Source organism: Streptomyces sp. TRM68367 (assembly GCF_014495685.1).
Lineage (GTDB): Bacteria > Actinomycetota > Actinomycetes > Streptomycetales > Streptomycetaceae > Streptomyces.
The window spans coordinates 40,166-66,661 of sequence record NZ_JACTVI010000044.1 but is presented as its reverse complement, the minus strand read 5'-3'; the positions used below and the strand labels follow the sequence as shown (position 1 = coordinate 66,661).

At 69.5% G+C, this 26,496-nt stretch carries 29 protein-coding genes, 1 tRNA gene and 1 pseudogene; 12 read left to right on the top strand and 19 right to left on the bottom strand.

Annotated elements, in window-relative coordinates:
- Positions 1 to 556 precede the first annotated feature (556 nt).
- Positions 557 to 970, top strand: coding sequence for a hypothetical protein (locus tag H8R17_RS25805; RefSeq protein WP_187825585.1), 414 nt, complete (start codon positions 557 to 559; stop codon positions 968 to 970).
- Positions 971 to 1,236: 266 nt separating this feature from the next.
- Entirely contained in the window at positions 1,237 to 2,154 is a 918-nt protein-coding gene (locus H8R17_RS25800; RefSeq protein WP_187825584.1) for an aminoglycoside phosphotransferase family protein, read from the top strand.
- A 20-nt stretch (positions 2,155 to 2,174) separates the two neighbouring features.
- On the opposite strand, the gene H8R17_RS25795 is transcribed toward H8R17_RS25800, so the two are convergent.
- From H8R17_RS25795 to H8R17_RS25780, 4 genes are all read right to left on the bottom strand, one after another.
- Positions 2,175 to 2,735: a DUF1349 domain-containing protein gene (locus H8R17_RS25795; RefSeq protein ID WP_316959533.1), complete on the bottom strand. Its 561-nt coding sequence runs from the start codon at positions 2,733 to 2,735 to the stop codon at positions 2,175 to 2,177.
- A gap of 311 nt (positions 2,736 to 3,046) precedes the next feature.
- On the bottom strand, positions 3,047 to 3,649 hold the full coding sequence (locus H8R17_RS25790; protein ID WP_187825582.1) for a sugar O-acetyltransferase: 603 nt from the start codon (positions 3,647 to 3,649) through the stop codon (positions 3,047 to 3,049).
- 32 nt (positions 3,650 to 3,681) lie between these two features.
- Positions 3,682 to 5,595: a S9 family peptidase gene (locus H8R17_RS25785; RefSeq protein ID WP_262505504.1), complete on the bottom strand. Its 1,914-nt coding sequence runs from the start codon at positions 5,593 to 5,595 to the stop codon at positions 3,682 to 3,684.
- Positions 5,596 to 6,052: 457 nt separating this feature from the next.
- The gene (locus H8R17_RS25780) at positions 6,053 to 6,553 is read right to left on the bottom strand and encodes a GNAT family N-acetyltransferase (RefSeq protein ID WP_187825580.1); all 501 of its coding nucleotides are present in this window, start codon (positions 6,551 to 6,553) and stop codon (positions 6,053 to 6,055) included.
- An 874-nt stretch (positions 6,554 to 7,427) separates the two neighbouring features.
- Here H8R17_RS25780 and H8R17_RS25775 point away from each other — a divergent pair.
- Positions 7,428 to 7,667: pseudogene (locus H8R17_RS25775) on the top strand (aminoglycoside phosphotransferase family protein); the annotation flags it as partial.
- A gap of 177 nt (positions 7,668 to 7,844) precedes the next feature.
- On the opposite strand, the gene H8R17_RS25770 reads toward H8R17_RS25775, so the two are convergent.
- From H8R17_RS25770 to H8R17_RS25750, 5 genes are all read right to left on the bottom strand, one after another.
- Positions 7,845 to 8,630: an aminoglycoside phosphotransferase gene (locus tag H8R17_RS25770; protein WP_187825579.1), complete on the bottom strand. Its 786-nt coding sequence runs from the start codon at positions 8,628 to 8,630 to the stop codon at positions 7,845 to 7,847.
- 72 nt (positions 8,631 to 8,702) lie between these two features.
- Positions 8,703 to 8,840, bottom strand: a complete 138-nt coding sequence (locus H8R17_RS25765; RefSeq protein WP_187825578.1) for a hypothetical protein — start codon at positions 8,838 to 8,840, stop codon at positions 8,703 to 8,705.
- Complete coding sequence (locus tag H8R17_RS25760; RefSeq protein WP_187825577.1) at positions 8,837 to 9,955, bottom strand: radical SAM protein; 1,119 nt, start codon at positions 9,953 to 9,955, stop codon at positions 8,837 to 8,839. Before H8R17_RS25760 ends, H8R17_RS25765 begins: the two co-directional genes overlap by 4 nt.
- Before the next feature lie 303 nt (positions 9,956 to 10,258).
- A complete protein-coding gene (locus tag H8R17_RS25755) occupies positions 10,259 to 10,438 on the bottom strand; it encodes a hypothetical protein (protein WP_187825576.1) in 180 nt (59 codons plus the stop codon).
- Entirely contained in the window at positions 10,435 to 10,872 is a 438-nt protein-coding gene (locus H8R17_RS25750; RefSeq protein WP_187825575.1) for an ATP-binding protein, read from the bottom strand. The genes H8R17_RS25755 and H8R17_RS25750 overlap by 4 nt, the downstream gene beginning before the upstream one ends.
- A 232-nt stretch (positions 10,873 to 11,104) precedes the next feature.
- Here H8R17_RS25750 and H8R17_RS25745 point away from each other — a divergent pair, with 232 nt between their 5' ends.
- The 5 genes from H8R17_RS25745 (at position 11,105) to H8R17_RS25725 (ending at position 16,257) form a co-directional block, all read left to right on the top strand.
- Positions 11,105 to 12,370: a helix-turn-helix transcriptional regulator gene (locus tag H8R17_RS25745; RefSeq protein WP_187825574.1), complete on the top strand. Its 1,266-nt coding sequence runs from the start codon at positions 11,105 to 11,107 to the stop codon at positions 12,368 to 12,370.
- Entirely contained in the window at positions 12,367 to 12,888 is a 522-nt protein-coding gene (locus tag H8R17_RS25740) for an NUDIX hydrolase (RefSeq protein WP_187825573.1), read from the top strand. The genes H8R17_RS25745 and H8R17_RS25740 overlap by 4 nt, the downstream gene beginning before the upstream one ends.
- Positions 12,889 to 12,920: 32 nt before the next feature.
- On the top strand, positions 12,921 to 13,853 hold the full coding sequence (locus tag H8R17_RS25735) for an aminoglycoside phosphotransferase family protein (protein ID WP_187825572.1): 933 nt from the start codon (positions 12,921 to 12,923) through the stop codon (positions 13,851 to 13,853).
- Positions 13,854 to 14,214: 361 nt separating this feature from the next.
- Complete coding sequence (locus H8R17_RS25730) at positions 14,215 to 15,312, top strand: protein kinase family protein (protein ID WP_187825571.1); 1,098 nt, start codon at positions 14,215 to 14,217, stop codon at positions 15,310 to 15,312.
- A gap of 81 nt (positions 15,313 to 15,393) precedes the next feature.
- Positions 15,394 to 16,257 carry an IS630 family transposase gene (locus tag H8R17_RS25725; RefSeq protein ID WP_262505502.1) on the top strand — a complete coding sequence of 288 codons (864 nt, stop codon included), beginning with the start codon at positions 15,394 to 15,396 and terminating at the stop codon, positions 16,255 to 16,257.
- Between the two features lie 61 nt (positions 16,258 to 16,318).
- Here the strand turns inward: H8R17_RS25725 and H8R17_RS25720 are convergent, their stop codons facing one another.
- The 7 genes from H8R17_RS25720 to H8R17_RS25690 form a co-directional block, all read right to left on the bottom strand.
- Positions 16,319 to 16,810: a nucleotidyltransferase domain-containing protein gene (locus H8R17_RS25720; RefSeq protein WP_187825595.1), complete on the bottom strand. Its 492-nt coding sequence runs from the start codon at positions 16,808 to 16,810 to the stop codon at positions 16,319 to 16,321.
- A 190-nt stretch (positions 16,811 to 17,000) separates the two neighbouring features.
- Entirely contained in the window at positions 17,001 to 17,273 is a 273-nt protein-coding gene (locus H8R17_RS25715; protein WP_187825570.1) for a MarR family transcriptional regulator, read from the bottom strand.
- Between the two features lie 232 nt (positions 17,274 to 17,505).
- On the bottom strand, positions 17,506 to 19,050 hold the full coding sequence (locus H8R17_RS25710; RefSeq protein WP_187825569.1) for an FtsK/SpoIIIE domain-containing protein: 1,545 nt from the start codon (positions 19,048 to 19,050) through the stop codon (positions 17,506 to 17,508).
- Between the two features lie 161 nt (positions 19,051 to 19,211).
- The gene (locus H8R17_RS25705) at positions 19,212 to 20,393 is read right to left on the bottom strand and encodes a hypothetical protein (protein ID WP_187825568.1); all 1,182 of its coding nucleotides are present in this window, start codon (positions 20,391 to 20,393) and stop codon (positions 19,212 to 19,214) included.
- A gap of 61 nt (positions 20,394 to 20,454) precedes the next feature.
- Entirely contained in the window at positions 20,455 to 20,709 is a 255-nt protein-coding gene (locus H8R17_RS25700; protein WP_187825567.1) for a hypothetical protein, read from the bottom strand.
- Entirely contained in the window at positions 20,706 to 20,852 is a 147-nt protein-coding gene (locus tag H8R17_RS25695) for a hypothetical protein (RefSeq protein ID WP_187825566.1), read from the bottom strand. Before H8R17_RS25695 ends, H8R17_RS25700 begins: the two co-directional genes overlap by 4 nt.
- Positions 20,849 to 21,094: a hypothetical protein gene (locus H8R17_RS25690; RefSeq protein ID WP_187825565.1), complete on the bottom strand. Its 246-nt coding sequence runs from the start codon at positions 21,092 to 21,094 to the stop codon at positions 20,849 to 20,851. The genes H8R17_RS25695 and H8R17_RS25690 overlap by 4 nt, the downstream gene beginning before the upstream one ends.
- Before the next feature lie 307 nt (positions 21,095 to 21,401).
- Here H8R17_RS25690 and H8R17_RS25685 point away from each other — a divergent pair, with 307 nt between their 5' ends.
- From H8R17_RS25685 to H8R17_RS25675, 3 genes are all read left to right on the top strand, one after another.
- Entirely contained in the window at positions 21,402 to 21,677 is a 276-nt protein-coding gene (locus tag H8R17_RS25685) for a hypothetical protein (RefSeq protein WP_187825564.1), read from the top strand.
- A gap of 403 nt (positions 21,678 to 22,080) precedes the next feature.
- Positions 22,081 to 22,153, top strand: a tRNA-Arg gene (locus H8R17_RS25680).
- 123 nt (positions 22,154 to 22,276) lie between these two features.
- Positions 22,277 to 22,498 carry a hypothetical protein gene (locus tag H8R17_RS25675; protein WP_187825563.1) on the top strand — a complete coding sequence of 74 codons (222 nt, stop codon included), beginning with the start codon at positions 22,277 to 22,279 and terminating at the stop codon, positions 22,496 to 22,498.
- A 929-nt stretch (positions 22,499 to 23,427) separates the two neighbouring features.
- Here the strand turns inward: H8R17_RS25675 and H8R17_RS25670 are convergent.
- The 3 genes from H8R17_RS25670 to H8R17_RS25660 form a co-directional block, all read right to left on the bottom strand.
- Positions 23,428 to 24,885 (bottom strand): MFS transporter, encoded by a 1,458-nt coding sequence (locus tag H8R17_RS25670; protein ID WP_187825562.1) that lies wholly within the window; start codon positions 24,883 to 24,885, stop codon positions 23,428 to 23,430.
- Positions 24,886 to 24,986: 101 nt separating this feature from the next.
- Positions 24,987 to 25,475: a MarR family winged helix-turn-helix transcriptional regulator gene (locus H8R17_RS25665; RefSeq protein ID WP_187825561.1), complete on the bottom strand. Its 489-nt coding sequence runs from the start codon at positions 25,473 to 25,475 to the stop codon at positions 24,987 to 24,989.
- 49 nt (positions 25,476 to 25,524) lie between these two features.
- The gene (locus tag H8R17_RS25660) at positions 25,525 to 26,013 is read right to left on the bottom strand and encodes a MarR family winged helix-turn-helix transcriptional regulator (RefSeq protein ID WP_187825560.1); all 489 of its coding nucleotides are present in this window, start codon (positions 26,011 to 26,013) and stop codon (positions 25,525 to 25,527) included.
- Positions 26,014 to 26,089: 76 nt separating this feature from the next.
- On the opposite strand from H8R17_RS25660, the gene H8R17_RS25655 reads away from it, so the two are divergent.
- On the top strand, positions 26,090 to 26,470 hold the full coding sequence (locus H8R17_RS25655; RefSeq protein WP_187825559.1) for an HGxxPAAW family protein: 381 nt from the start codon (positions 26,090 to 26,092) through the stop codon (positions 26,468 to 26,470).
- Positions 26,471 to 26,496 lie beyond the last annotated feature (26 nt).

Here is a 26,496-nt window from a genome sequence, read left to right as displayed (position 1 = left end):
CCCCGCCATCCACCAGGCCAACAGCAAGATCAACGCGCCCGCCGACACGCCCCAGGCGGCATAGAGGTTGACTCAGGAAACTCACGCAGCCCGCTACCGACAACACGAGCCACGAGCACGCGACCGACTTCCCCCAGGACCGGCCCCGCGCCGTCGCGCTCCTCATCGCCTCGGGAACCGTCACTTACAAGACGATCGCCCGTGTCTTCGGCATCCGCCCAGAGCAGGCGTACGGCCTCGCCCAAGCAGGCGCCGCCCGTCTCCTCGCCGACGAGCACCAGGACCAGGAGCTCACCGACGAGATACGCGCCGCCCTCGCCAACCTGCCGCCCCTCGACGAGCAGCCCGCCCCCGCCCCACGTCGACGCCACCACGGCCCCCGACCCGGCCGACGCCGACTACTGCGCACCCCTACAAAAGGCTGGCGGAACAGTGACACGAACCACGCCCGGCCGTTTGGTATCGCTACACATCAGCGCAGGCCAGGACGGCCGCGCCCGTATACATCCCGCCACGGATGCGGCCCCTCCCTGCGAACGCCCTGGAGGCCCCTGAGATGCCGTCCAAGCCCTTGACAACCCGCGTCGCTCCGATCGTCCATGACCGGCTGGTGGCGATGGCCGAACGGCGGGGGGCGTCCCTCGCGGCGACGGCCGCCGCGCTGCTGAGCGCCGCCGTCGCGGACGGAGACGAGGGCAGTGCACCGCAGCCGGACGGCTCTCTCGTCGCCGCCGTTCACGCGTTGCTGAGCGACGTGACCGCGCCGAAAGCCGTGATGCACCGGGAGGTGGCCGTCCGCCTGGCGCGCAGCGTGGAGCGCGGCGAGCGGGGAGCGATCGCGGCTGCCGAGCTGCTGATGACCACAGCGGACAAGGCGCTCTCGGCGCAGCGCGAGGCGGACAACCCCGGCGGCGATGTGCTCGGCCTCGATGGCGACCTGAACGGGCTCCTCGGCCGTCTCGGCTTCTAGGCACCGGCCGTACTGCACGCCAGAGACGCGAGCACCGTACAACCGGTCCCCGTAAGGAACGTGTCCCCCATGAGCGCCCCGGACGGAAGGGTGCGGACGCTATCCGCACCCTTCCCAGACCCACCGCCTCGACGTGTCCCCACGGCGGACACCAGGGGCCAATGTCCTCTGCCACCGAACCTTGGTCTTTGCCATCGGAAGGTTGAGCGGCACGAATTGCTGGGCGTCGCAAACGGCGGGGCGCCGTCCGACTACCGTGGCTCCGCATGACCCATACCGAGATCGAGATCACCGCGGACTTGGTCCGGGATCTGCTGCGCGACCAGCACCCCGACCTGGCCGATCGTTCCTTGAGGCTCGGCGCGCGTGGCTGGGACAACCAACTGTGGCGGCTCGGCGACCACCTCGCTGTCCGGGTGCCTTGGGCGACACAGTCCGCGGACGTGCTGCTGCGCAAGGAGCACGCCTGGCTGCCCGCCCTCGCCCCGCACCTGCCCCTGCCAGTCCCGGTCCCGCAGCGCCTCGGCGAGCCCACCGAGCGGTTTCCGCGGCCCTGGATCGTCACCACCTGGGTGCCAGGCACGCCCGCCGACCACGCTCCCGCCACACGCGCTGCGGAGGCCGCCGACGCCTTGGCCGCCTTCCTGACGGCTCTTCACCGACCTGCCCCCGACGGGGCGCCCGCTGGTCGTGGCAGCGGGGGGCCGCTGGCCGACCGTGCCGAGCAGTTCGCCGAGCATCTCGCCTCGGCCATCGAGCTGGGGCTGCTCCCCGATCCGGATGCCGTCCGAGCGATCTGGGAGGACGCCGTTGCCGCGCCCGAGTGGGCGGGCCCGGCACTGTGGCTTCACGGCGACCTGCATCCGGCCAACGTCCTCACCGCGGACGGCACCTTCTGCGGCGTGATCGACTTCGGCGACCTCTGCGCCGGCGATCCGGCCTGCGACCTCGCCGCCCCTTGGCTGCTGCTGCCGGACGGCGCCGCCGACCGCTTCTATGACGCCTACCGATTGGCCGCGGACGCCGCGACCCTGCGCCGCGCCCGCGGCTGGGCGGTGCTGCGCGCCCTCAGCGGCATCTGCATCGGAGAGGCTGGAGTCCGCGGCCGTCCCGGCGGCAAGCCCACCTGGGGCCCACCCGCCCACACCGCGCTCCGGCGCCTTATCGCAGCGGCACACCACTGATCAATCGACGTTACCCACGCTTACGGGCCTTCGTGCAGGCCGGCGTCGGCCTGGCCGAAGGTGAAGCGGGTGAAGCGGACCTGCAGGCCCGCGCGCTGGGGGGAGCAGCAGAACGGCCCCGCGGTCGTAGTCGCGTCCGGGGGAAGATGCGCGAGGCGGACCATCCGCCAGGGGCCGTCGCCGCTGCGGGCGCGGATGGTCAGCGCATCGCCGGAACGGCTGGCGCGCACGGTGACCGGCTTGTCGGCCCAGTCGGGGACGGGGGCCAGCGACCAGTCCGAGGCGTCGTGGGTGACCACGGCCCCCAGATGCGGGGTGCCGTCCGTGGCCTCGACGCCCGCCTTCACCCAGGTGCGCTCATCGACGCGGACCATCACGCCGGCCTGGTCGTACAGGGCGGTGAAGTCGGCTTCGAAGGTGACTTCGACCGCGGTGCCCACCTGAAAGTCGGCAAGCAGAGCGTGACCGTTGTCGCGTATGAACCCGTAGCTGGTGCGACGCCAGAAATCGCTGCCGCCCGCGGTGGTCACCACCAGCTCATTGCCGTCGCGTTCCACCGCCGGCGGTCGGTTGAGCCACACGGCCTCGTCCCACGGTGCTATCCCACTGGAGCCCACTGCTCTGCCTTTCTCGCAACCAGCGCGCGGCGTACCCGCATCGCGTGCCCTCACGCCGACACCCTGCCGCCCGTGGCCTGTTCCGGCCATGGAGTTTCACCCTTTGTTACCGGCCATTGAGCGGCCACTCCAACTCGGCGGCCTCCTGCTCCAGCCCGGCAGCTTGCGCCGGCCAGCCGGTCCGCCTGATCGACGCTGCTGACCTGCCGTCAGGGCCCTCGTGGCTGCCCGTCCCGAGCGACGGTGCCGGTGGTCGTAGAGCTCCGCCACCAGCACTAATGACCGGCGGTACGTGTGGTGAGGTCCTCTGCCGTGATGGGGCGGACCACCCGGCAAGGGGTTCCGACCGCGACGGTCATCGGGGGAATGCTGCGGCTGACGACGCTGCCGGCGCCGATGACCGACCCGTATCCGATGCGAACGCCGGGCAGGACCACCGCGTTGCTGCCGATCCACACCTTGTCCTCGATCACGATCGGTTCCGAGAACCGCCCGAAGTCAGCGCGTCGCGAGGGATGCACCGGGTGTCCCGTCGTGGTCAGTGTCACGCTGGGCGCGATCATGACGCCGTTGCCTATGCGGATGTCCACGTCGTCGACGAACGTGAGGTTCACGTTCCCGAAGAAGTCGTCGCCGATGTGGACGTTGCTGCCGAACCCGGCGTGGAACGGCGGCAGCAGCACCGTGCGTTCACCGACTGAGCCGAAGATCGCGACGAGCAGCGATCGACGCTTCTCCGTTTCGCTCGGTGGTGTGTGGTTGTACTCGAAGATCTGCTCTGTGCGGCGCCGAGGGGCCTGGAAGGCCGCTTCCGACTCGGTGTAGACGAGCCCCTTGGCGATCCGGGCCAGGACTTCTTCCTCGTGAGCATGCGTCACAGCGGAACGATCCCTTCGTTCAGGATGATCAGTTAGAGCATTGCGGGGCGCCGCCACTCCTGTTCGAGGACATGGTGGTCGAGGAAGTTCAGCACCGTCTCGTACAGGATGCGAATGTGGTTCGGCGCCCCGATGGCGTGGCCCTCGTCCGGGAAGTGCAGGAAGCTGACGGGTGTCCCGAGCCGCTGGAGATCGCTGTGCAGGCTCAGTGCCTGGCCCATCGGGACGCGGTGGTCCTTGCCGCCGTGCACGATCAGCATCGGCGTGGTCACCTTCGCCGCGTGGAAGTGGGGTGAGTTGGTTTCGTACCGTTCGCGCTGCGTCCGCGGGTCGCCGAAGACCTTCCGGAAGTACGCGTGCATGTCCGTGTCGATCTGGAACGCTTCCAGGTTCCACATCCCGGCATGGGTGACGATCGCCTTGAAGCGGTCGGTAAGGGGCGCGGCCCGGTTGGCCAGGTAGCCTCCGTAGGACCAGCCGGCGAGGCCGGTCCTGGTCGCGTCGAGGTCGTCGCGTGCCAGTGCCGCGTCCGTCAGCGCGATGAGATCACGGTAGGGCTGACCGCCGTACTGGCCCCGGCCGCGCTCCTGCATGCGCTGCCCGTAGCCGGTGGACAGCGCCGGATCCGGTAGCAGCACCGCGTAGCCGCGGGCCGCGAACGGCCAGGGGTTCCACAACCACGTCCAGGCGCTCCAGGACATCTGCGGGCCACCGTGCGCGGCGATCATCAGCGGCGCCGGGCGCTCGGCCGAGACACCCTCGGGCAGCGCGAGCCAGGCGCGCAACGGGAAACCGTCGTCCGCCTCGACGTGCACCTCGGTCAGCGTGCCGGGAAGCGAGTCGAGGTCGCCGGGGGCCCGGAGGAAGGCGGGTTGTTGATCGGATGTGACGGCGTCCAGCCGGACCACTCGAGGCGGGCTGTCGATCGTGCTGCGCAGTGCGTACAGGGTGGTCCCGTCGGGCGACACGCAGAGCGAGGCGTAGGCGGCGGAGGCGGTCAGGCGGGTGATCGTGCCGTCCGCGTCGCGGCGGAAGATCGGGCAGTGGCCCCGCTCGTCACCGGTGAACCACAGCGTGGCGTCCCCACGGATCGGCGAGAGGACCGCCCGTCCCGGCCACGGCCAGTTGTCGAACCCAGGCAGGAGGTCGGTCTCTTCACCCGAGGCCAGGTCGAACGAGACAAGCGTGACTCGCCACTCCGTGTCATAGGTCTCCTCTCGCTGACGCTGGCAGACCAACGCTGAGCCATCGGCCGTGAACGCCAGGCGGTAGTACTGCTGACCAGGGCGCGAGAACGTGTGGCACTCGACGCCAGTGGCCGCGTCGGCGACCACCACGACATTCGTGTCGGGAGTGCGGCCCGTCGCGGCGCGCGTGTAGGCCACCATCGATCCGTCCGGAGAGAGCGCCATATCTCCTGTGCCCGGCAGACCTTGGCTGCCGGCGTTCACCGGAGCCCCGTCGGAGTGCAGGACGAAGGTGTGGGGTCCGTCGGGGCCGAGGCCTGCGCCAAAGGCATACGTCGTCGTCTCGTACAGAACTGCGTTGACCATGGCGCTCTCGCGCTCACGGCGAAGTTCGGCGTATGCCTCGGCATTTACCGCGCCAGGCAGCAGATCAGCGGTGTAGGCGACCGTGCGGGCGTCCTTGGCGACGGCGAAGGCGGATATGTCTCCTGGGTGGTGGGCGATCTGCCGGGCCTCGCCCAGGTCCGGCAGTGCCCACAGCCCCACACCCCGGCTCTCGCTCTTCTCAGCGGCGGAATCCGTGTTCTCGCGGCCGGAGAGGAACAGCAGTGTGCCGTCGGCAGCGAAAGCGGGAGCGAAGTCACCTGGCACGGACCGGCCCACGGGGCGGCTCTCGCGCTCACCCGAGGGGTCCACCTCCCACAACCCCGAAACGAACCTGGTTCCCTCGTCGTCGATGATCTGCACGGACGCGATCAAGCGCGTTCCATCGGGCGCCAGGACCAGACCGGTCAGGCGGGGGTGTGTGGCAAACAGGTCGTGGAATGAGGCGGCATCATCCAAGGCGTGGATCACGACGATCATCCTGCCCGCCGCACCCGAACTGCGACAGGGGGCGCCCAATTGACCGAGTTGCGGCTCGGTGCGATGGCAGGGAAACGGCGATGGTGCTCGTTCAAGTGCTACCGCTGTCCCGCGGCTGGCATGAGCAGCCGAACACGCGCAATTCACCCGGAACCGATCGGCCTTCCGTCTCAGCGAACCTAGCGGCGCTGCTGAGGGGGCTGGGTGGCTGACCAGCGGGGTGGATCATGTAGGGCCGTGAGTCGAGTTGTCGCACGTGGATGTGGTGCACGGGCGTCGTCGGCATCCGCTGCGGGAGACTGTGCGACCCCGACGGGCTACTTGTCCGTTCGAACTGACTGCAACGCGCCTCTTACGGCAGGGAGCGGGTGAGCCACACCAGTTCGCCGCTGTCTTCGGTCGAGACGTGGTCGCGCTGGAACCCAAGCTTTTCGAGGACACGAAACGACGGCGCATTCCAGGGACGCACCGTCGACCAGAGCCGTTTCCGCCCGGTCGCGATCGCCGCGTCGAGCACCGCGGACGCCGCCTCCGTGGCATAGCCCTGTCCGTGCGCGTGCCGGAACAGCTCGTAGGCAATCTCTGGCTCGTCAACGGAAGCCCGACCGACAGTGAGCCCGCAATACCCGATGAAGTCACCCACATCGCGGCGGAGGACGGGCAGCAGAGCGATCCCTGTCAGTGCCGACGCAGCGCGCTGATCCTCGATCATCTGCCGGTTGTCCTCGATCGACGGCATGCCACCACCACGTTCGGCGACGAGCAGGCGATGGGCGTCGACGTCTGACTCGGTCCACGGCCGCAACGTCAGTCGAGAGGTTTCCAGTTGGAGCGACATCGGCGAATACGGCATGGCGACACCCTATCGACGCCGCTCCTCAGCCGGGGCAACTGAGATCACGTGAGGGCGGCTCCTCGCCGATGGTGGCCGAGCACTCCTCAAGCGGCCTGGACAGCCAAGGGTGTAACCGCATAAGAGATGCGGTTGTGAGCCTTTGACCTGCCACTTTATTGAGCGTTGGCACCGTGATGGCACATGTGGGTGGCCGCAGGGTGAGCCCCCTTCGCAGGTGCGAGGCGGCGCAATCTCGGCTCCTCGTGCGGTCAGGTTTCCTCGTCATCGGATAGCGGCTGCGCGGACCTTGCCCGGGGGCCGAGGCGTACCCAGAATCCGGCGGGTGCGCGGACCGCGTTGCAATGCGGATTCGTGCACTACCAGTGATCCGTCTCACGCTGCTCGGCGAGCGTGTCCCGTCTCGCTGGAGCTGAGGCACGGCGGCCGTCTGACCTGGTGTGTCTCAGGCTGAGTGAGATGCCGAGTGTCCGTCTGTCTCGCCCAACTGACTTCTGACTGGCGTCTCGTCGAGCACCTGCGTCCGGACCCAGGCTTGCTGGAAGGACTGAGCCGCACGGCCATCGATACCTGGAAAATCCTTCGTCCGTGCCGCCGTCCGGATGATGAGGTGGCACGGTGATGAACCACGATGAGGCCGCGACCGTCCGACCGTTGACGCTGGCTTGGGTGGGTCGGCACCTAGTAGTGCTTCGTTAGGTTCTGCCCTGTCTGTGGCGGCTTCGTTGGGTGGGTAGAGGTCGTCCGCAGGTGGTGCATGCACCGGCCCAGCACCTCAGCAGGTCCTGGAGGAGATCGAGGACCTGGTAGAGGGTCAGGCCGGTGTGCGGGCTTTTGGGTCGAGCCGCCGGAGGGTGAGGAATGCCTGGGCGGCGTGCACGGCCCGGCTTGGGGTCTGCGGTTCGCCGAGGCGTACGAGGAGGCCGGCGGTGTGCTGGCTGCGAGCGTGAGCGAGCGGCTGTACTGGCGGGTGCGGGACGCGCTGGCCGCCTCGGAAGAAGTGCAGTCGGTGTCGCAGCCGTGGCGTGAGGCCGGGAGGACAGAGCTGACGATGCGAGCTGTGGAGGAGCGGCTGGATGCCTATGTAACCGCCCTGATGGACGCGCCGGGCTGACACGCGAGAAACAGCGGCAGTTGCCCGAGATTGAGCGAGACGTACGGCCCGATGCCTCACATCGACCGAGATTGCCTCGGCTTCAGCGAGACAGGACAGAGCGCTCCGCAGAAGCGGCAACTCGGCGTCACCGGGGACACGTCAAGCGCTTCACCATCAGCGGGCGCCGGTCTCCCGTCATCGTGCGCGGTGCCTCTCCCAGCGCTGGGCGGCGCTCAGCATGTCCAGCGTCCACGGTTCCGCGGCGTCGGCGGTGATCTCCTCCCACACGCTGACGGTGGCCGACGCGAAGGCGTCCAGCCCTCGCGCCGGCGCCGTGGTCCATGCCGGGAAGCGGGCGGCCCACTGCTCGGCCTGAGCGGGGGTGTGGCCGGAGTTGATGAGCCAGACCACCCACAGCGCGGGGTCGATCCATCCGGCACCCCGGGAGGCCCATGCCCAGTCGACGACCACCGCGCGGCCGGTGATCAGGACGTTGGTGGGGAACCAGTCGGTGTGACAGAGCGCGTCGCCGGCGAAGAGCTCCGGGGCCTCGGTGTGGGCCTTCATGCGGTCCGGCATGGTGCGCAGGACGGTGTCCGGCGCCTGAATGGTGGAGAGGCGACCGATCACGTCTGCCACGAGCGTCAGGTCGGGTGAGCCGGGCGTGTAGTCGGCGTGGCGGCCGTGGACGTCCTCGAAGGCGAGGAGGTCCCAGCCGCCTGTCTGGAGGCGCCAGAGCAGGGCCGGGGCGATGCCCCGCACGTGCGCGTTGACGTCCGCCTCGCGCTGCTGTGTCCACACCCGGCGATGCCCCTCCCGCAGGCCCTTGAGGAAGATCGTCGTTTCTGCGGTGTGGATGCGGGCGGCGATCTCGCTGTTGAGGCCGGCGCTCAGGCTCTCCGTCTTGACCACGGGGCCGGTCTGGTTCTCGATCAGGGCCAGGACGTCGGCGGGGAGCTCGGTCAGACGCACGGTGGGCATGAGGAACACCCTTCCACAGGGAGGGCGGGGCCCCTGACGCGTGATGCGCCAAGGGCCCCGGATCGGATGGGTTCAGTTGTAGGGGTTGTCGTCGCCGCAGCCCGGGATGGTCCCGGCGGCGGCGGTGTATGCGTCCACGTCGTCGATGACGACGATGTCCTCAGCGTCCTCGGTCCGGGTGGGGCCGAGATCGATCATGACGGCGCTCATGTTGCCTCCTTCGTTCCGTGCTGGCAGTAGGTGTGCAGTGGTGCCTTCGCAGCCTGGAAGACCTTCGCCATCGGCCTGCACACCCGGCAGGAGCCGGACAATGCGCAACCGGTGCAGCCTCCGGTGCGAAGCATGAGGGAATCGGCGATAGCGCCGAGTCGGGCGAGTCCTTCCACGCCTTCGGCGATGAGGTCGATGTTCGGTTCGCGGCCGACCTTGCAGATCGAGGCCCGGCCGAACGGGTCGGCGTGGAAGAACGTGTGACCGGCGGGGCAGCCGGTGAACGGCGCCCTGCTGGTGAGGTGTTCGGGCGACTGCGACGGCAGCGGCTCCGCAGTTCCGTGGATCGTCGGCGACATGTTCGCGTACTCGCTGAACGGCAGCCCGAGCCGCCGCGCCCACGCGCGCATCGCGTCGACCTCATGGGCGTTCTGGCGCGTGATGATCAGACTCAGGGTGAGGTTCAACCCCGCGTTGACGGCCCGCTCCAGGCCGGCGGAGAACCGGTCGAAAGCACCCCGGTTACGGGTCACTGTGTCGTAGGTGTCGGCGGTCGCGCCGTACACGCTGAGCGACATCTTCGACGGCGGCAGTCTGGCAAACAGCTCCAGGACGTGATCCTTGTGCAGCCGCGATCCGTTCGACAGCACCTCCAGCTGCATCCCGAGCTCATGCGCGTACTCGTACGCCTCCGGGAAGTCCGGGTCGATCAGCGGTTCGCCGCCCGTCATCTGGAGCCAGATCACCCCGGCCTCGGCCATGACGTCCAGCAGCCGCCGTTTACCGGCCATGTCCAGGCCCTCGAACCGCTTTTCGCCGAGGTAGCACATCACGCAGTCGTAGTCACAGCCGAGGTTGAGCTCCCACGTGGAGCGGCTGAACTCGTACGGGCCCCCAGCTCGGATCAGGACCGTACCGGCAGCCGTGCGGCCCGCGAGGTCGATGTCCCACGCACGGCTGACCGCATCGACCAGCCAATCGGGCATCACCTCACCGTCCGACACAGCGGCGCGTAGCCGATCGAACTTCTGCCTCGGGATCCTCAATGCCTTCGGGCTGCCAGGCCTCAGGATGAGGTGATGGTCCTGGAACGGAGTCGCGGTCAGAAGGTGCACAGTTCCTCCTGCGTCGATGCGTTTCCTGATCGTGCACGGAACAGGGGCCCCGGCCGGGGCCGGTGGAGCAACAGGGCTGCCCCGGCCGGGCGATCGTGGGGCCGCCCGCCAGGGGAGGGCGGGCGGCCGTGGGCACCTCTCGGAGAGGCGCCCGGTGTCCCGTGCGCGGCCGTCTTGCCGAGGCCACCCGCGCGCGGGAGTCGTGGCCATCCCTGACGGGCGGCCGGGAGTGGGAGAGGCCCGGCCCGGGACAGAACTGCGTCCGGCGGCAGGGGCAACGGCGGAGCGCCCCGGCGCCGGGGCTCAAAGGTCGCCCTCCGGGTACAGGAGGAGTGCGGCTATGAAGGCGGTGACGGTGGCGATGTAGAGCACCTGGGCGAGAATCTGCCGCCACCCCAACCGGCGCCCTCGCCGGCGCCTGCCCCGGCTCGGCGGCCGGGCAGCTTCCTTCAGTGCCTCGTCCAACCCGTCGAGGAGCATCACGGGGCGGCTTTCAGCTCTGCCCACACGCGTTTGCCCCAGGGCCGCAAGTGCGGTCCGAGCACGTCATAGCCCCACCGGTCCGCGGCGTCGTCGACCAGGAGCAGACCGCGGCCGGTGGCATCGTCCGGGCCGGGAGTGCGGAGTTGGGGCGTGCGCTGGGGTGCGCGGTCGACGACAGCGAGATACACCTTGTCGTCGGCCGGGCGCTCCACGATGACCCGGAGCGAGGGGCCCCACGCGTGGAGCACGGCATTGGTGACGAGTTCCGACATCACCAACTCGGCTGCTGCGGCGAGGCGGTCCATGCCCCATGTGGCTACGGCGGCGCGTGCCAGGCTGCGGGCCGTCTGGACGGTCTCCTCCGCGCGGGGAAGCGTCTCGGTGTAGCCGGGGGGTCCTGTCGGTCTGGGTCGCGCTGTGGTCGCCATGGTCATCGTCAACGCCTTGGTCGGGGCGGAGGGGGGAAGCCCCGCCCGCGTGCCTCGGGGAAGAAACCTGCGGGCGGGACGGCCGACGGGGGACGTTCACGGGTGCACCCCTCGTGGCTGGCAGTCAGTCAACGACGCGCGGGACGACCGGGGAGACTCCAGAAGGTGACTCCAACACGGAGTCACCGCACAGTCGTTGGACATAGCATCAAGTCACCGCTACTCGGGGGAGTCGTAGATGGGCCATCAGTCACCGGATCCGCGGTTGATCATTTCCGGCCTGCTCGGGGATGAGCGTCTCCTGTGCGCGCTGGCCGAGCGGGACATGGGCACCGTGTTCCGCATGCTCAATAGCCGGGGTGTGAGTACGCGGCGGCTCGCCGCGGCAGTCGACATCACACAGGGGCGGCTCTACGACTACATGAATGGCAAGAGCCGGGTAGAGAAGCTGGCCCTGTTCGAGCAGATTGCCGACGCCTTCCACATCCCGGGCCACTTACTTGGGCTGGCCCGCCGGTCATGGGAACCTGCCGCCGCCGCGCCGGAGCACCAGCGAACGGGCCATCCGCCGCCGGACAGTGACCATCTCGCGGCGATGGACCACTTCCGCAGCGCGGACCGGCAGACCGGCGGCGGCCGTCTGTACGGGGCCGTGGTCCGGCATCTATCGGACCGGGTGGCGCCCCGGCTCGTCGACACCGCGAGCGGGCCGCAGGTCTTCGCGGCGGCGGCGGCCTTGACGGAGATGGCCGGCTGGATGGCCCACGACTCCGGACAGGATGACCTTGCCGGGCTGCACTTCGCGCGCGCTCTACCCCTGGCCCGCACCTCCGGTGACCTCCCACTGGCCGCCCATGTCGCCGCGAGCAGCAGCCATCTCGCGCTTCAGACCGGTGACCCGGCGGCGGCCGTGGAATGGGCGCGCACCGGGCTTGATCTCGCGGCGCAGGGGCCGCGGATTCCGGCGCTGACCGCGCGGTTGCGCACGATGCAGGCCCGCGCCCTGGCCGCCGCCGAGCAGCACACGCCGGCCGCCCGTGCGCTCGAAGCGGCACAGCGGGACCTGGAGGGTGGCGCGGATGCTGAGCACGCGTGGCTGAGCCCCTTCGACGCCGCCGCCCTGGCGAGCGAGTCCGCGCTGATCCTTCGTGACCTGGAACGGCTCGACGAGGCCCTACACCATGCCGAACAGGCCGTCGCCCTACGGGAGACCGGGCGTGCGCGGTCACTGGCGCTGAGCCGGATCAGCCTTGTGGACATCCAGGTGCGCCGCAGGGAGCTGGACGCCGCGGTGCACGCCGCTCACGCGCTGTTGAGCACGAGCCCGACCCTGGGGTCTGTCCGCGTCATGCGGCAGCTCGACGAGTTGCGCCGACTGCTGGAGCAGCACAAGGCGTACCGGCCGGTGCGTGAGTACCTGGTGCGCTTCGACGACGCACGCAGGGCCAGACTGCTTCTCCTGGCCGACCTGATCCCGCCATCACCGGGAGGCACCCCCGCATGAGGCCCACCGCACCCGACCCCGGCGACACAGACGCCTGGAACGCCTACCTGGCCGAAGGCAACGCCAAGCAGGCCCGTAAGCGCGTTGCGGCTGATGTCCTGTTGCGTGATCCGGCCGGGCGCGTACTCCTCGTGAATCCCACCTACAAACCGGACTGGGACCTGCCCGGGGGCATGGCGGAGGCGAACGAGCCGCCCGAGGAGACGGTAGGCCGCGAGCTTCTCGAAGAGCTGGGGCTGAAGATCACGGTGAGTGGGCTGCTGGTGGTGGACTGGGTGGCACCGCACGGTCCATGGGATGACCAGATCGCATTCATTTTCGACGGCGGCACGCTGCCCCAGGACCAGGCCGACCGGCTACACCCACGGGACGAAGAGCTTGCCGAGGTGGCGTTCGTCGAGCCGGAAGAGGCCGGCGCCCGGCTCGGCGAACGTGTCCGACGCCGATTCACCGCCGCTATGACCGCCCTTACGGCGGGACGCCCCCTCTACCTCCACGACGGCGTACCAACACCCTGAATGGACCGCAGGCCGGCGCGTAAGGTGCCCGGGTGATCGAGATACCAGAGGCGTTCGCGCAAAGCACCATTGAGCGCGAAGGAGAGCCCGGAGCGGCGTGGCTCGGTGAACTGGCCCTGATCGTGGAAGAGCTGCTGGGGCGCTGGGATTGCGTGCCGGACGGGAAGGTCATGCACGGGGGCGTCGGGGCCATCATCCCCGTGCGGCAGCGGGCCGAGCGTACTGCTGTGCTGAAGGTGTCATTTCCGCACCCCGGCAACGTCCACGAGCCGGACGCTTTCGCGGCGTGGGGCGGGCGTGGAGCTGTTCTGCTGCACGAGCGCGACGATGAGCGGTTCGCGATGCTGCTTGAGCGGGTCCAGACGTCACCCCTGGCCGAAGTCGAAGACGGCGACGAGGTTGTGACGGTCTCAGGGCGAATCAGTCGTCGGCTGGCCATCCCCGCGCCGCCGGGCCTGCCCCGCCTGAGGGAGCAGGCTGATGTCTGGGAGGAGCAGCTACTCAAGGACGCTGAGGAGCTGACGCATGCACTGTCGCGCTACGTCGTGGACGCCGCCGTGGCGACCGTCCGCGAGCTGGGCCGCGTCCAGCCGGACACCCTCATCCACGGTGATCTCCACGCCAGGAACATCCTGCGGGCCGACCGTGAGCCATGGCTGGCCGTCGACCCGAAGGGATATGCAGGAGATCCCGCTTACGACGGCGGCACGCTGCTCAAGTCGCGCGCGCTGACGCTCCTCGAGGCGGACGACCTGCACAAGGCTGTCCACCGCACTCTGGACGTCTTCGCCGAGGCCGCGGAAGTCGATCGCGAACGCGCCCAGCGTTGGGCCCAGTTCCATGCCGTCCAGGCTGCGTTCTGGGGCCGCCGCCACGGATTCCGCATCGCCCGTAGCGGACCACAGTTGGACTGGCTCACCGAATTCGCTGACCGCTTGGCGGAGTTGCTCACCGGACATCCGTAGGTCGTGATCTTGCTGGTCGGGGTGGGTGCTAAGTGGTCGGCTCCGGAAGTCCTTCGGGGGTTGACCCCTGGGCCTGGACGGCGTGTTCGCGGTCGGGCATCGAAGACGGTGCGGATGGAGCTCGACCACGGCGAGACAGACCAGATCCGAGCCGCTGAGCAGTGGCGGTCTGCCGGAGCATCGTGTTCGCCCGACCTTGTTATCGATCTTCACGTACAGTGCGGCCAAAGGGTGTTCGGATCCGTGTTCACAAACGGGTCCTGGATGCCCTCCCGCGCCAGGGGGACGAACCGCAGGGCTACGCGTCGCGTGTGCGCGCCCTTTGGACGGGCCCAGGTGTTTCAGAGAGGTTGGTGCCCTGGTGGAGGTAGCCGGCGAGAGCTTCGACGCGTCGCGTGGTGCGCGTTTGGCGGCCTACAGTGCCGTCTCCACATCGCTGGCGCTGTGCAGTGATCGCGAACTGCGCGACCTTGTGGATACGGCTACGCCGATGGGTTCTGGCATCGGCGGGACCTCAGCGTTGCTGGAGGTCGACGGAACCCCAGTCTTCGTTAAGCGGCTACCGCTGACCGATCTGGAAAGGCAGCCGGAGAACGTCCAATCCACGGCGAACCTCTTCGGGCTACCGACCTTCTGCCATCCCGGCCTCGGGGTTCCCGGAAGCCCGGGATGGGGGGCCTGGCGGGAGTTGGCCGTGCACACCATGACGACGAACTGGGTGCTCGCACAGGACCATGAGGGCTTTCCATTGATGTACCACTGGCGGGTGCTGCCGCACCCCGGGCAGGTGCTGCCCGAGCAACTGGCCGACGTGGAGAAAGCTGTCTCCTACTGGGGAGGCGGACCGCAGGTGCGCCACCGGATCGAGGCGCTGCGGGACTCCTCGGCGAGCGTCGCACTGTTCCTTGAGTACATCCCGCAGAACCTGCACGACTGGCTGGACGTTCAGGTCAAAGCCGACGATGAGACGGCCGAGCAGGCATGCACCATGGTGGAAAAGGAACTTGAGGCCGGAACCTCTTTCATGAACGCCCGCGGGCTCCTGCATCTCGATGGCCACTTCCAGAACATCCTCACCGACGGCCAGCGCCTGTTCTTCACGGACTACGGCCTCGCGATCTCCTCCCGGTTCGACCTGTCGAAGGAGGAGGCCGACTTCTTCGCCGAACACCAGACCTATGACCACTGCTACACCGTCACCCACCTGGTGCAGTGGCTCACCACCGCCCTGTACGGGTATGAGCGGGACGAGCGCAGCGCGTTCGTGCACGTCTGCGCCCGAGGGGAACCTCCGACGGGAATTCCGTCGCAGGTCGCGGCGATCCTCATCCGCCACGCCCCGATCGCCGCAGTGATGACGGACTACTACCGCGAGTTCCGTTTTGAGAGCAGGCAGACCCCGTATCCTCTGGAGGCGATCCGCCGGATCGGCGGGCCGGACAGCTTGTTCATCATCTGATGGACCTGGGCGGCCAACAGTCAGGCTGGATGCGGGAGGCTCCGGGTGCCCTGATCCGCTTCTGCTGAACGGCCTGCTGCCTTGCCCGTAGCCACCGCGCGCCCGATCGTCCTGACCGCCGCCGAACGGCACCGGCTGAAGAAAGCGGCCTACGGCCACAGCACCCCGCACCGTGACCGCCTGCGGGCGCAGATCGTGCTGCAGGTTGCTCGGGGGCTGGGCAACGCAGCGATCGCCCGCGCAACGGGAGTGCACCTGGACACCGTGAGCACCTGGCGGGTCCGCTTCGCCGACGGCGGCCTGGCTGCCCTGGCCGACCGCAGGCGCTGCGGCCGTCCACGACGCTTCACCCCGGTGCAGGTCGCCGAGGTCAAGGCCCTGGCCTGCCAACTGCCCGCCGAGACCGGCACCCCGCTGTCGCGCTGGTCGTGCCCGGAACTGGCACGTGAGGTCGTCGTCCGCCGCATCGCCGGCTCGATCTCCGCCTCCACCGTCCGTCGCTGGCTACGCGAGGACACACTCAAGCCCTGGCGGTACCGATCCTGGATCTTCATCCGCGATCCGAAGTTCCGGCCCAAGACCGCCCGCATTATGGACCTGTATGCCGGCACCTTCGACGGCGTCCCGCTGGGCGCGGACGAGTACGTGGTCTCCAGCGACGAGAAGACCTCGATCCAGGCCCGCTGCCGCTGCCACCCCACCCTCGCCCCCGGACGGGCCCGGGCCATGCGGGTCAACCACGAGTACCGACGCGGTGGCGCCCTGGCCTACCTCGCCGCCTACGACGTCCACCACGCCCGCGTCCTCGGGCGCTGCAAGCCCACCACCGGCATCGTGCCCTGCATGAACCTGGTCACCCAGGTCATGACCAGCGAGCCCTACGCCAGCGCGAAACGCGTCTTCTGGATCGTCGACAACGGGCGGGCGCATGTCGGTGAGCTTTGACGCCGCCTCGGGTGCTGGCTTCCTCGATTGGTGTCGAAGATTCTTGGTTCGTCGACACGGGTCAAAAGTGTGTGGCGATCCCGAAGGTGCGGCGGAGTTGTGCCATGTCGTGCCGATCGCGTTGCGATGGTTCGTATCCCTGGGGGAAGTAGATCTGCTGTTCGGCGGACAAGCACGGGACAGGCGTCCCCTGGATGGTCCCCGTCACGAAGCACGCGGAGGGATAGGTGAAAGGACGCTGCGGTTCGGGTGACGCCTGCACTGCTGAGCCGTCATCGGAGAAGACCAACGGATGAAGGTCGATCTCTCGGCCGTCCGGAGCCGTCAGGACGAATCGGATGGGCCTCCAGTTCAGGCTCTCCACGAATCTTTCCGCCGAGAGGGCTGCCAGCACAGCGGCTTCCTGGTCTTGCCGGTGCATCAAGTCCAGATCGCGGTGGTCTCGGGTCTGCTCGCCGATCAGAGCGTCGATCCCCCATCCTCCGCCGATCCAGACATCCACCTTCGCGCGCCGCAGCAGGGCCAGGACGAACAACACGTCATCGGCTGTCATCACCCGATGCAGGATAGAAGCGCCCGCCTCGGGCAGCGAACGATTTCCTTTGGATGCGACAGGACGGGTGTCGCTGTCGAGGATGGTCGGAGCGACGGTCATCTCGACGTCGACCAGGGCGGGTGCCCGTCATGGTCGACGGCGCCCGCCGCGCCGACCGTAGAGGCCGGCGCGGCGGGCTCGGTCCCGCTCAGCATGACGACGCCTCGTCCTCGGCCGCCGCGTACCGGCCGCCCTCGACCTCTGCCACCTTCCCCGCCTTGACGAGCCGGGCGAGCGCCCGCGCGGTCGTCGCCTTGGCAACACCGCTCGCCTTGGCGAGGCCGGTCTGTGTGCGTGGGCCACCCGCGCGCAGTTCGGCGAGAAGGACCGTGTCCGCATCGTCGCGCGCCTCGGTCTCCTGCTTGGGCACCGGCACGGGCGCGGACGAGTCTGCCGCGAGCGGCTCGACGAGCACCAACACGGGACGGCCACCAGACGGCGGGGTCGACGGCGGAGGAGTCGGAGCGCCCCCGCCCGGGGACGAGCGCGACCAAGGCGCCCGCGGCGGGAAGGAACGAATCTGCTCGTCCGAGACGAACCACGATCGGGCCTGCGTCGCCCCGCGGCTGCCGTCCGGCAGCATCGCCAGGAACCATCCCCGCTTCGGCAGCCGATCGGCCGGCCACCCGGGCACGCCGAACACCGTCTGTGCCTCAGTCGGCGTCGCCACGGACAGACCTACCCGCACGTCGCAGCACGCGGCCAAGGGCGCGGCCGAGCCTGGCGAGCGTGGACAGGTTTGGCATGGCGCCCTTGACCGACGCGAGCACTTCGGCGCCCTCGTCGACGAGCAGGATGATCCGGGGCCGCTCCGGCGTCGGCGTCCACGTGGCGCGGCCCGACTCCTCGAGCAGTGCCGTCCGCTCGTACATCTCGGCGACCAGCTCGGCGGCAACCGCCTCGATCTCGTCCGGCATGACGGCGACGCGCGCGCAGTGCCGCCACAGCGCGCCCTCGATCCGCTTCATGTCGACCATGACCAGCGCCGACAACGGGTCAATGACGAGACGTGCAAGGTCCGGCCGCAGCAGCACCGACTTACCGGAGCCGCGCGCGCCCGCCACTAGGCGCCCCTCGGCGACCGGCAGAACGACGGGCGCACCCGTAACCGTGTCGACGCCCACGCCGACCTTGTCCGGCGTCCAGTTCAGGTCAACGCCGTCGGCCGCCGTCCTCGTCCGCAGCGTCAGCCGCGCCCAACCGCCGGTCTTGCCGGGCCGGACCTCAAGCCGCGTCGCCTCGCGCATCCGCAGCAGCGCCCGAACCTGCTGCTCGGCCGCGCGCAGCTTGTCCGGCGTCCATGTGCCGTCGAGCCGCACCTTCACCTGAAGCCCGGACGGCGTCAGCCTCGGCGGCGTCGTCAGTGTGTCCTTGAGCCCGCGCGCCTCGCAGTGCGCAGCCCAGTGCGCCGGGTCGAGCCGCTCCATGAGCGCGACCTCTTCGGCGTTCGGGACCAGATCCCCGGTGCCGTGCTCGGGCGGCAGGTCACGCGAGCCGAGCCACAGCGCGCCGTACATCGCGGCGGCGGCCGTCGCCGAGCCGGGCACCGGCCACGGCGAGTGGAGCGCGAGCGAGGCGAGGCCGGTCGCCGCGGTGTGGGCGACGTGCACGCGCGCGACCACCTTGTGCAGCAGCTCGGGAAACTCTCGGCGGGCTTCCCGGGCTTCCTTCGCAGCAGCACGGCGAGCAGACCGAGCAGCCGACACGCTGCGGCGGACCGACAGCGACCCGAAGAAGCCGCTGTTCTCCCGCGCGGCGGCGAGCTGCGCCCTGGCGGTCTTCTCGTCTCGGCGTGCCTTGTTCAGACCCTTCACGGCGTTGCTGAGCCGCTCGGCGGACTGCGGGGTGCGCTTGTTCCGGCGCTCCGTGGCGATCTCCCGCCAGGTCTCGGCGAACAGCTTGAAGTGCGGCGTAGAGGCGTCGAGGGCGACCGTCGTCGTCTCGTGAATCTTGGCCAGAGAGGCACTCACCCGCTCGACGAGCGAGGCGGTACCGTCCTCGGTGCCGGCGTCCTGCTGGGTGCTGGTCGAGGCGGCGCGGTCATCGTTTCCTAGGCGGGGCCGCGCCGTCGACGTGTACGAAGAGTGATCGGGGTCCGGGGTCCGCTCCCACGAAGGAGGACCTTCCCCCGGGGTGCTTCGCCCGGGGTCAGATGGGTTCGTGACGGTCCATATAGTTCCGGTCGGGTTCATGGTCATTTGCTCCGATTCTTGCTTACAGGGCGTGACCAACGCGGGTAGGTGGGGTGTGGCTCGGTCCCGGCGGGCGCGGCAGACGCCAGCGGATGGCCGGGGGCGATCCGGAGCGCGGTACCGCCCCGCTTCCTTCGGGGCGGCGCCCTATCGCTTCCGCACTCGGGTCAGTCCTCGGTGCCCGCCGCGCTCAGCTCCGCCTCGGCCGCCTCGATCAGCGCCCATAGAGGGCGGATGCGGTTCTCGGCGCCCTTGAACCCGGCCTTTCGATACGCCTCGCGCGCCTGGTTGAAGGACCGGGGCGGCTCCATGTCGTACCGGAGCCACCGCAGCACCACCGTGATCTGTTCGTCGGTCAGGGTGATGCCGGGCTCGGGGACGTCGACCCCGGCGACGGCGGCAAGCTCTTCCAACGTCATCGGGTTGTCGATGGGCGCCGGGTCGCGGGCTGCCTCGGCGTCGTGAGCGTCCGTCTCGTCGGCCAGGTCGTCCGCCTCGTGACCGGCCGTCTGAGGGCCGCCGTCGACCGGCTCGGGGCCGCCATCGTCAACCGTGACGACAGGGGCGCACGGGAGCGCAGAAGAGGCAGTGACCTGCGTGACGACCTCGGCATGGGCCGTGACGGCACCGCCCGTCACAGCGGCCCGTGACGGCTCCGCAGACAGACCACGGTCGAGGTACAGCCGCGCAGCCTGGCCGTGCTTCTGGTCGGCGTCGGTGAGCCGCTTCTGAGCCTTGGCGCGCGCTTTGGCGACCTGCGCGTCAGCCTCGGTCAGCACCTCGGCCCGCACGATGTCCCGACGCATGAGCGCGAGGTGCTCGGCCGTCTCGGTGATGACGCCGGTCTCGATGTCGACCCGCAGGTGACGCGCCCGCGCGCGGGCCAGGGCGCGCGCGTTGCGGTCCGCGGCGGACTGCGCGGCGATCAGGGCCGTCGTCTCGGCGTCGGCGAGGACGTTCTCAGCGAAAAGCCGCAGCACCATGAACACGAGGGCGACGACCGGCGTGAACGCGTACACCGCGGCATGCCCGAGGACGAGCAGCGTCCCTGTGGAAACGGCCACGGCCGCCACGGACACGGCGAGCATCACGACCGTGCCCCGTGTCGAGCGCTGCCGTATCGCGGTCTCGGACAGTTTCAGGGCGCCGATCCACAGCGCATCGAAGACGAGTGCGGCGGACCAGCCTACGACCGTCCCGGCTGGCCCGTGCAGCCCCATGAGGGGGCCGAGGTGCCCGCCGACGGTGGCAGCGACCAGGCCGAGAGAGACGAGGGTCAGCAGCCGCTCGACGGCGGCGAACGGGTTCACCGCCCGGACGGCGGCGAGGGCCTTACTGGTGCGGTTCATGCTCAGCGGTACTCCTTCGGCGGCCCCGGGCGGTAGGCCCGGGGCCGGTGTGGGGGTGTGGTCAGTCGCTCGGGTACAGCGCGCGGCGGATGAACGCGGCGCGCTCGGCCGGGCTGACTTCCTCGGCGAACACGATCAGCAGGCGCCCGTCGAGCTGGGCGACGCGGGCCGGGGCGTGCCGGGGGAGCGTCCGGTCGTTCAGGACGATGGCGCCGGCCTCGACGGCGAGCCGCTCCACGTCGAGGGTGGTCGCCCGGAGCTGCGCGCCAATCTCGGCGGCTGCCGCCCCGTACAGGGGCTCATCGACGGCGGTCACCGGGTCACCTCCGCGCGGAGGGTGCCGGTTACGCCTGCCTCGGTCACGGTCATGCGCAGGGTCCTGCGGGGGCCGCGAAGGATGAGCCCGGCGGCGACCAGGCGCCGCGCAGGCGCCTGGTGCTGGGTGTTGGTGCGGGTCACGCGGCGGCCACCAGACCGGCGCGCACGAGGTTGGCGGCCAGGACCTTGTAAGCGGGCTTCCGCGAGCGGTAAGCGGTGGCGATGACGGCGACCTCGGCCGGGGTGTAGCGGCGGCAGTCGCGTGCCTTGGCGCGGCCGCTGTGGGACCGGCCCGGGGTGCCTTCCACCGCGAGGCGGGCGGCCACCTTACGCATGGTGCCGACGGCGGAGCGCGCCTCTCGGATGGTCAGGCCAGCGGCCACGGCGTGACCGGCGAGGGTGGCGACACCACGGCGGGCCAGTCGGGCGGCGGCGCGGTGGGTGCGGGGTGCGGTTTCGTAGGACGGCGCGCAGCTTGGCGCGGTGGGTACGGGCGGTACGGTTCTGCACAGCGGGTCTCCTGGTTGAGTCAGGTGGTCCGTCAGGCCCCGGCCGGTGTTGGAGCACCGCGCCGGGGCCGTCCCTGTTTCCGGGACCGGATTAACCGTGTGGGTACACAGTAATGAGAAACTGTGTACCCACGCAATAAGGCGTGCCACAATCCGCGTGGGAACACGAGAGGGAGAGGCGATGGCAGTCGAGAGCGACGACCACACGTTCAGCACGCGGTTCCGCATCCCGCGCGTCATGTGGGATGCGTACGGTCGCGTCGCAACCCGGTTGAACACCGACCGGACGGCGCTCCTGGTGGAGCACGTGCGGGCCGACATCCGCGCCCACGGCGACGCCGAGGACATTGCCGCCCTGGAAGCCGCCGAGCGGGAACTCTCCGAACGCCGCGCCCGCAAGGGAGGTCGGCCATCCAAGAACCCCAAGGTCAAGGCCCCTCAGGCGGGCCTGAGTTGACGGCACGCAGATGGCACACGGATGGCACCAAGAGCGCGGACCGCGTTCGGACGCCGTCCGTCCAGGTCCGACGGACACCCATGCTGAGCTGGGGAAACGGGTCACCGTCGGACGCCGTGGATCATGCTCGGACGAGACCCAGCACACTGCTAATGCGGTTTGGGTCTTAAAGCCCATCGAGGGTTCAAATCCCTCCGCCTCCGCACTTGGTCACCGAAGCCCCGGTCCACCCGACCGGGGCTTCGCGGTTCCCCGGCAGACACCCGCCCGCACACCCGTTTCCGCAGGTCACAAGGGGTATGGCAAACGGATTTCACATGGCGGCGGCAGTCATGTAATGTTCTTCCTGTCGCCGCGAGCGGGCCGGAAGGGACGGAAGCGGCGCAGAAACAAAGAGAAACAAGCACTCGTAGCTTAACGGATAGAGCATCTGACTACGGATCAGAAGGTTGCAGGTTCGAATCCTGCCGAGTGCGCACAGATCAGGGCCCCGGAGAGATCCGGGGCCCTGGCGTTTCGAGGGTGTACGCACAGTAGGCATCCGAGCAGCCATGGGCAGCCGCAGCGAACGGGATACGCGTAGGCGCATACTGGGCGCAATGACAAAGCCCATTGCATCGAAGCGCCACTTGCCCACCAGCCCCTTCAAGGCCCCGGTCCCGCCGGCTCCCAAGCACTTCGCCGTGGGCGACCAGGTCACACACGACATGTACGGCCTCGGCCGAGTGGTCGGCATCGAGGACGGAATCGCAGCGCTCGTCGATTTCGGCTCGGCACAAATGCGGATCTTGAGCCCGTACACCAAGATGACCAAGTTGTAGGACCGCTGTGCCCGGTCACGGCACGCCAGGCCCCATCAGGGACCTGCAACGAAAGGGAGACCTCTCATCGATCCGACCTCGCTGTTCTCCGCTCTGGAAGGGCACGCCCGCTGTTCCACCGCAGTGTTGCCGCCTCCGACGACGAACCCCTTCCAGGCCCCGGACTTCGGGGAGGACGAGACCTTCCTGCCTGAGGATGCGCAGGGACCCGCCTCAGGCATGCGTGCGGTGCGGCGGCCCTAGAAACGGTCCCGCAGAGCTCTCGAAGCGACGGCTATGACCTCCGCTGACCGATCCGCATAGAGCTACGGATCAGAAGGTTGCAGGTTCGAACCCTGCCGAGTGCGCACAGATCAGGGGCCCCGGAGAGATCCGGGGCCCCTGGCGTTGTCGCTGGTCAGCTCGGGTGGCTCAGGCGGTGGCCGCGGCCTTCGGCGATGCGGAGGGCGTCTCGCAGTGCCTCGGTCAGACGCTCGGCGAGGTAGCGGTGGCCGCCGGGCTGGGTGTCGCTCGCCACACCTTGTCGTCCTGGAGGAAAAAGGATTGCCCGGGAGGGCGCTCGTGCGGCGGGCACGCACCGATGCGAGACAGGTGGACGTCCTCGGTCCAGGAGGACGGCGAGCGACCCGCTCGGTGATGCGCTTCGTGGACCACACCATCCGGCACGCCCCGCAGGGCGGTGTCAAACTCTCAAGCGGCGTGCCATCGTCATTCCGGCCGTCGCTTCCGCCGTCCTCGCGGGTGGCCTCGTCGCTGCCCCGGCGGCGCTGGCCAGCGGTTCGGACGGATGTGCCGGGGGATACGCGAAGTACACGTCCAAGGGCGACTATCTCTAGGTCAAGGACCGCAAGGCCGACGGTCGCACCGTCTTCGTCAACCTCGAAGCGGCCAGCGGCAAGCCCTACCCGGCGGGGCCGGCTCGCTGTGTGTCAGCGGGTGCGGCGCCGGAGCAAGGTGTACGCCGTGACGAACGCCGTCAGCAGCAGGGCCGTGCCGACGGTGAAGGCGAGGTGGTGGCCGGAGGTGAGGGCCTCGGCCCGGGTGCTGCCCTCGGCGAGCAGGGTGTCGGTGCGGGCGGCGGCCAGCGTGGACAGGACCGCCACGCCCAGGGCCATGCCGATCTGCTGGGTGGTGTTGAACAGGCCGGACGCGAGCCCGGCGTCGTGCTCGCCGGCGCCCGACATGCCGAGGGACGTCAGCGCGGGCAAAGCGAGGCCGAAGCCGGCGGCGAGCAGCATGACAGGGAGCAGGTCGGTGACGTAGTCCGCCTCGACGGGGAGGCGGGTCAGCAGGGCGAGGAGGGCGGTCAGCAGGACGAGCCCGGCGAGCAGCACGCGGCGTTCGCCGAAGCGGGCGTTGAGGCGTGCCGAGACGCCGAGCGAGACGGCGCCGACGACGACGGCCGCGGGCAGCATGGCCAGGCCGGTGCGGGCGGCGCCGTAGCCGAGCACCTGTTGCAGGTGCAGGGCGAGCAGGAACTGGAAGGCGAACAACGCCGCCACCATCAGCATCTGTACGACGTTCGCGCCGACGACCGCACGGGAGCGCAGGATCCGCAGCGGCATCAGCGGGGTGCGGGCGGTGGCCTGTCGTACGACGAACCCGGCGAGCAGGAGCAGGGACAGGGCGCCGAGGCCGAGGGTGGGCGCGGAGATCCAGCCGTTGTGCTCGATCTGGACCACGGCGTAGATGCCCGTCATCAGGCCGGCGGTCACCAGCAGGGCGCCGACGACGTCCGCGCCGGCGGCCAGGCCGAGCCCTCGGTTCCGGGGCAGGACGGCGGTGCCGACCGCGAGCGCGGCGAGGCCGATGGGCAGGTTGATGAAGAAGATCCAGTGCCAGCTCAGGGCGTCGGTGAGCACGCCGCCGAGCACCTGGCCGAGCGACGCCCCGGCGGCGCCGGTGAAGCTGAACACCGCGATCGCGCGGGCGCGTTCCCGTGCCCCCGGGAACAGGGTCACGAGGATGCCGAGTCCCACGGCGGAGGCCATCGCGCTGCCGATGCCCTGGAGGAAGCGGGCGGCGATCAGGACGGCGGGTGCGTTGGCCGCGCCCGCCAGCAGCGAGGCGGCGGTGAAGACCGCGGTGCCCGCGAGGAACATGCGCCTGCGTCCGACTAGGTCGCCGAGCCGGCCGGCCAGCAGCAGGAGGCTGCCGAAGGCGATCAGGTAGGAGTTCACGACCCAGCTCAGGCCGGCCGGCGAGAACCCGAGGTCCTGCTGCATGGCCGGCATGGCCACGGTCACGATGCTGCCGTCCAGGATGATCATCAGCATCCCGGTGGCGATCACGCCGAGGGCGAGGCGACGGGCCCGGGCGGTGGGCGGGGTGTCGCCGACAGCGGCTGTGTCGACGGGTGTGGGTGAGGTGGTTGGTACGGCAGACATGCGGTCTCCCCTGTCCGTGTCCGGTGACATGAGAGACCGTAGCAGATGGTTTTGTTGCAGACTATTTTTTACGGACCTGTATATCGTTCCGCGCTAGGCGCCTACCTGTTGCCCTGTCGTGCCCGGCGTGCTCCCTGAGGGCTCTCGGAAGGGGTGGCGAGATAGCCGCTGACCAGGCGGTTCATCGCCCGCAGGAAAATCTCGCGCTCCTCCTCCGGCAGCTCTCCGAGCGCGTCCCGGTGCACCTGGTCGACGATCTCCTGACTGCGTTCCGCCAGCCGCGCACCCTCCGCGGTCACCGCGATGATCCGCGCCCGGCGGTCCGTGCTGGACGGCCGCCGCTCGGCCAGCCCGGCCTGCTCCAGGGCGTCCACGGTCGTGACCATCGTCGTCTTGTCCATGTCGCCGATCTCGGCGAGCTGGATCTGAGTGCGCTCCTCCTCCAGGGCGTGCACCAGCACGCAGTGCATCCGAGGCGTCAGCTCGATCTCCGCCAGCGCGGCGGCCATCCGGGTCCGCAGCACATGGCTCGTGTGGTCGAGGAGGAAGGAGAGGTCGGGTTCGGTGCGGGCGGGGGCCATGGCAGTCATACCGTCAGGATAGAGGGACCGGTTCGGTTGTGGATTATCCGGAAGTTACCTACTTTGCGAGGGGTGTGCGGTCCCGGAGTTCGTCGATGTACGCGTGGGCGAGGCCGGTCGTGCGGGTGAACCAGTCGGTGAGGACAGCGACCTCGTCGGGAGAGTAGTCGGCGAACAGGGTGTTCAGACGGTCGTGGTACGGCCCGTACAGCTCCTGGACGCGGGCGACCGCGGACGGGACGGCGGCCACGCGGACCCGGCGGCGGTCGGCCGGGTCGGGCATGCGGGTGACGAACCCCGCGCGTTCCAGGCGGTTGAGGATCCCGGTCACCGCGCCGGTCGTGACGTTGGCGTGCTGGGCGAGGTCGCCCGCCGTGAGCAGGTTCTCGCCGGACTTCAGCACGCACCCGAAACACAGCAGGTCGGTGATGTTCAGGCCCAGCCGCTGGGCCATCTCCTGCTGTCCGAGCAGGTGGGCCGCGATGAGGGAGTCCATCGCCGACAGCGCCTCGGCGGGGGTGGCGGCGGGTCGCGGCTTGGCGTGCATCCACATTTCCTTAGTACGCGAGAGATTTACAAGATAAATTGCTTAGGAAGTGAGAGATTGGGAGAGGGGCGGGTACGTGAGCGCACATCAGTATGACGAGGGGCACACGGTCGCGGGGTGGACCGGATTCGGGATCGCGACCGTCGGGGCCGGCGTGCTGGGCCTGGGGGTCTGCCTGGTGTCCGCGGCCCTGCTGGCGGGCGGTCTCGCGATCGCGGTCGTGAGCCTGCTCGTCACCTGGCTGCTGCACCTCACCGGCTGGGGCAAGCCGCCTGGGCGGCGGCCCAGGGAGCAGTGGGGGTGGCGGGTGCGGGACCTGAGTGCGCGGGCGGGGCATCCCGGCTGCCTCGGGTGCCGGCTGGCGGGACGGGGGCGGCGTACGGCGGTGCCGACGGCGGCCGTCGTGCGCGCGGGCGGCGAGCCCGAACCGGCCCCCGCCGTCGACTCCGCGGGCTGAGACGGTCCCTGCGCCGGGAGGGTATC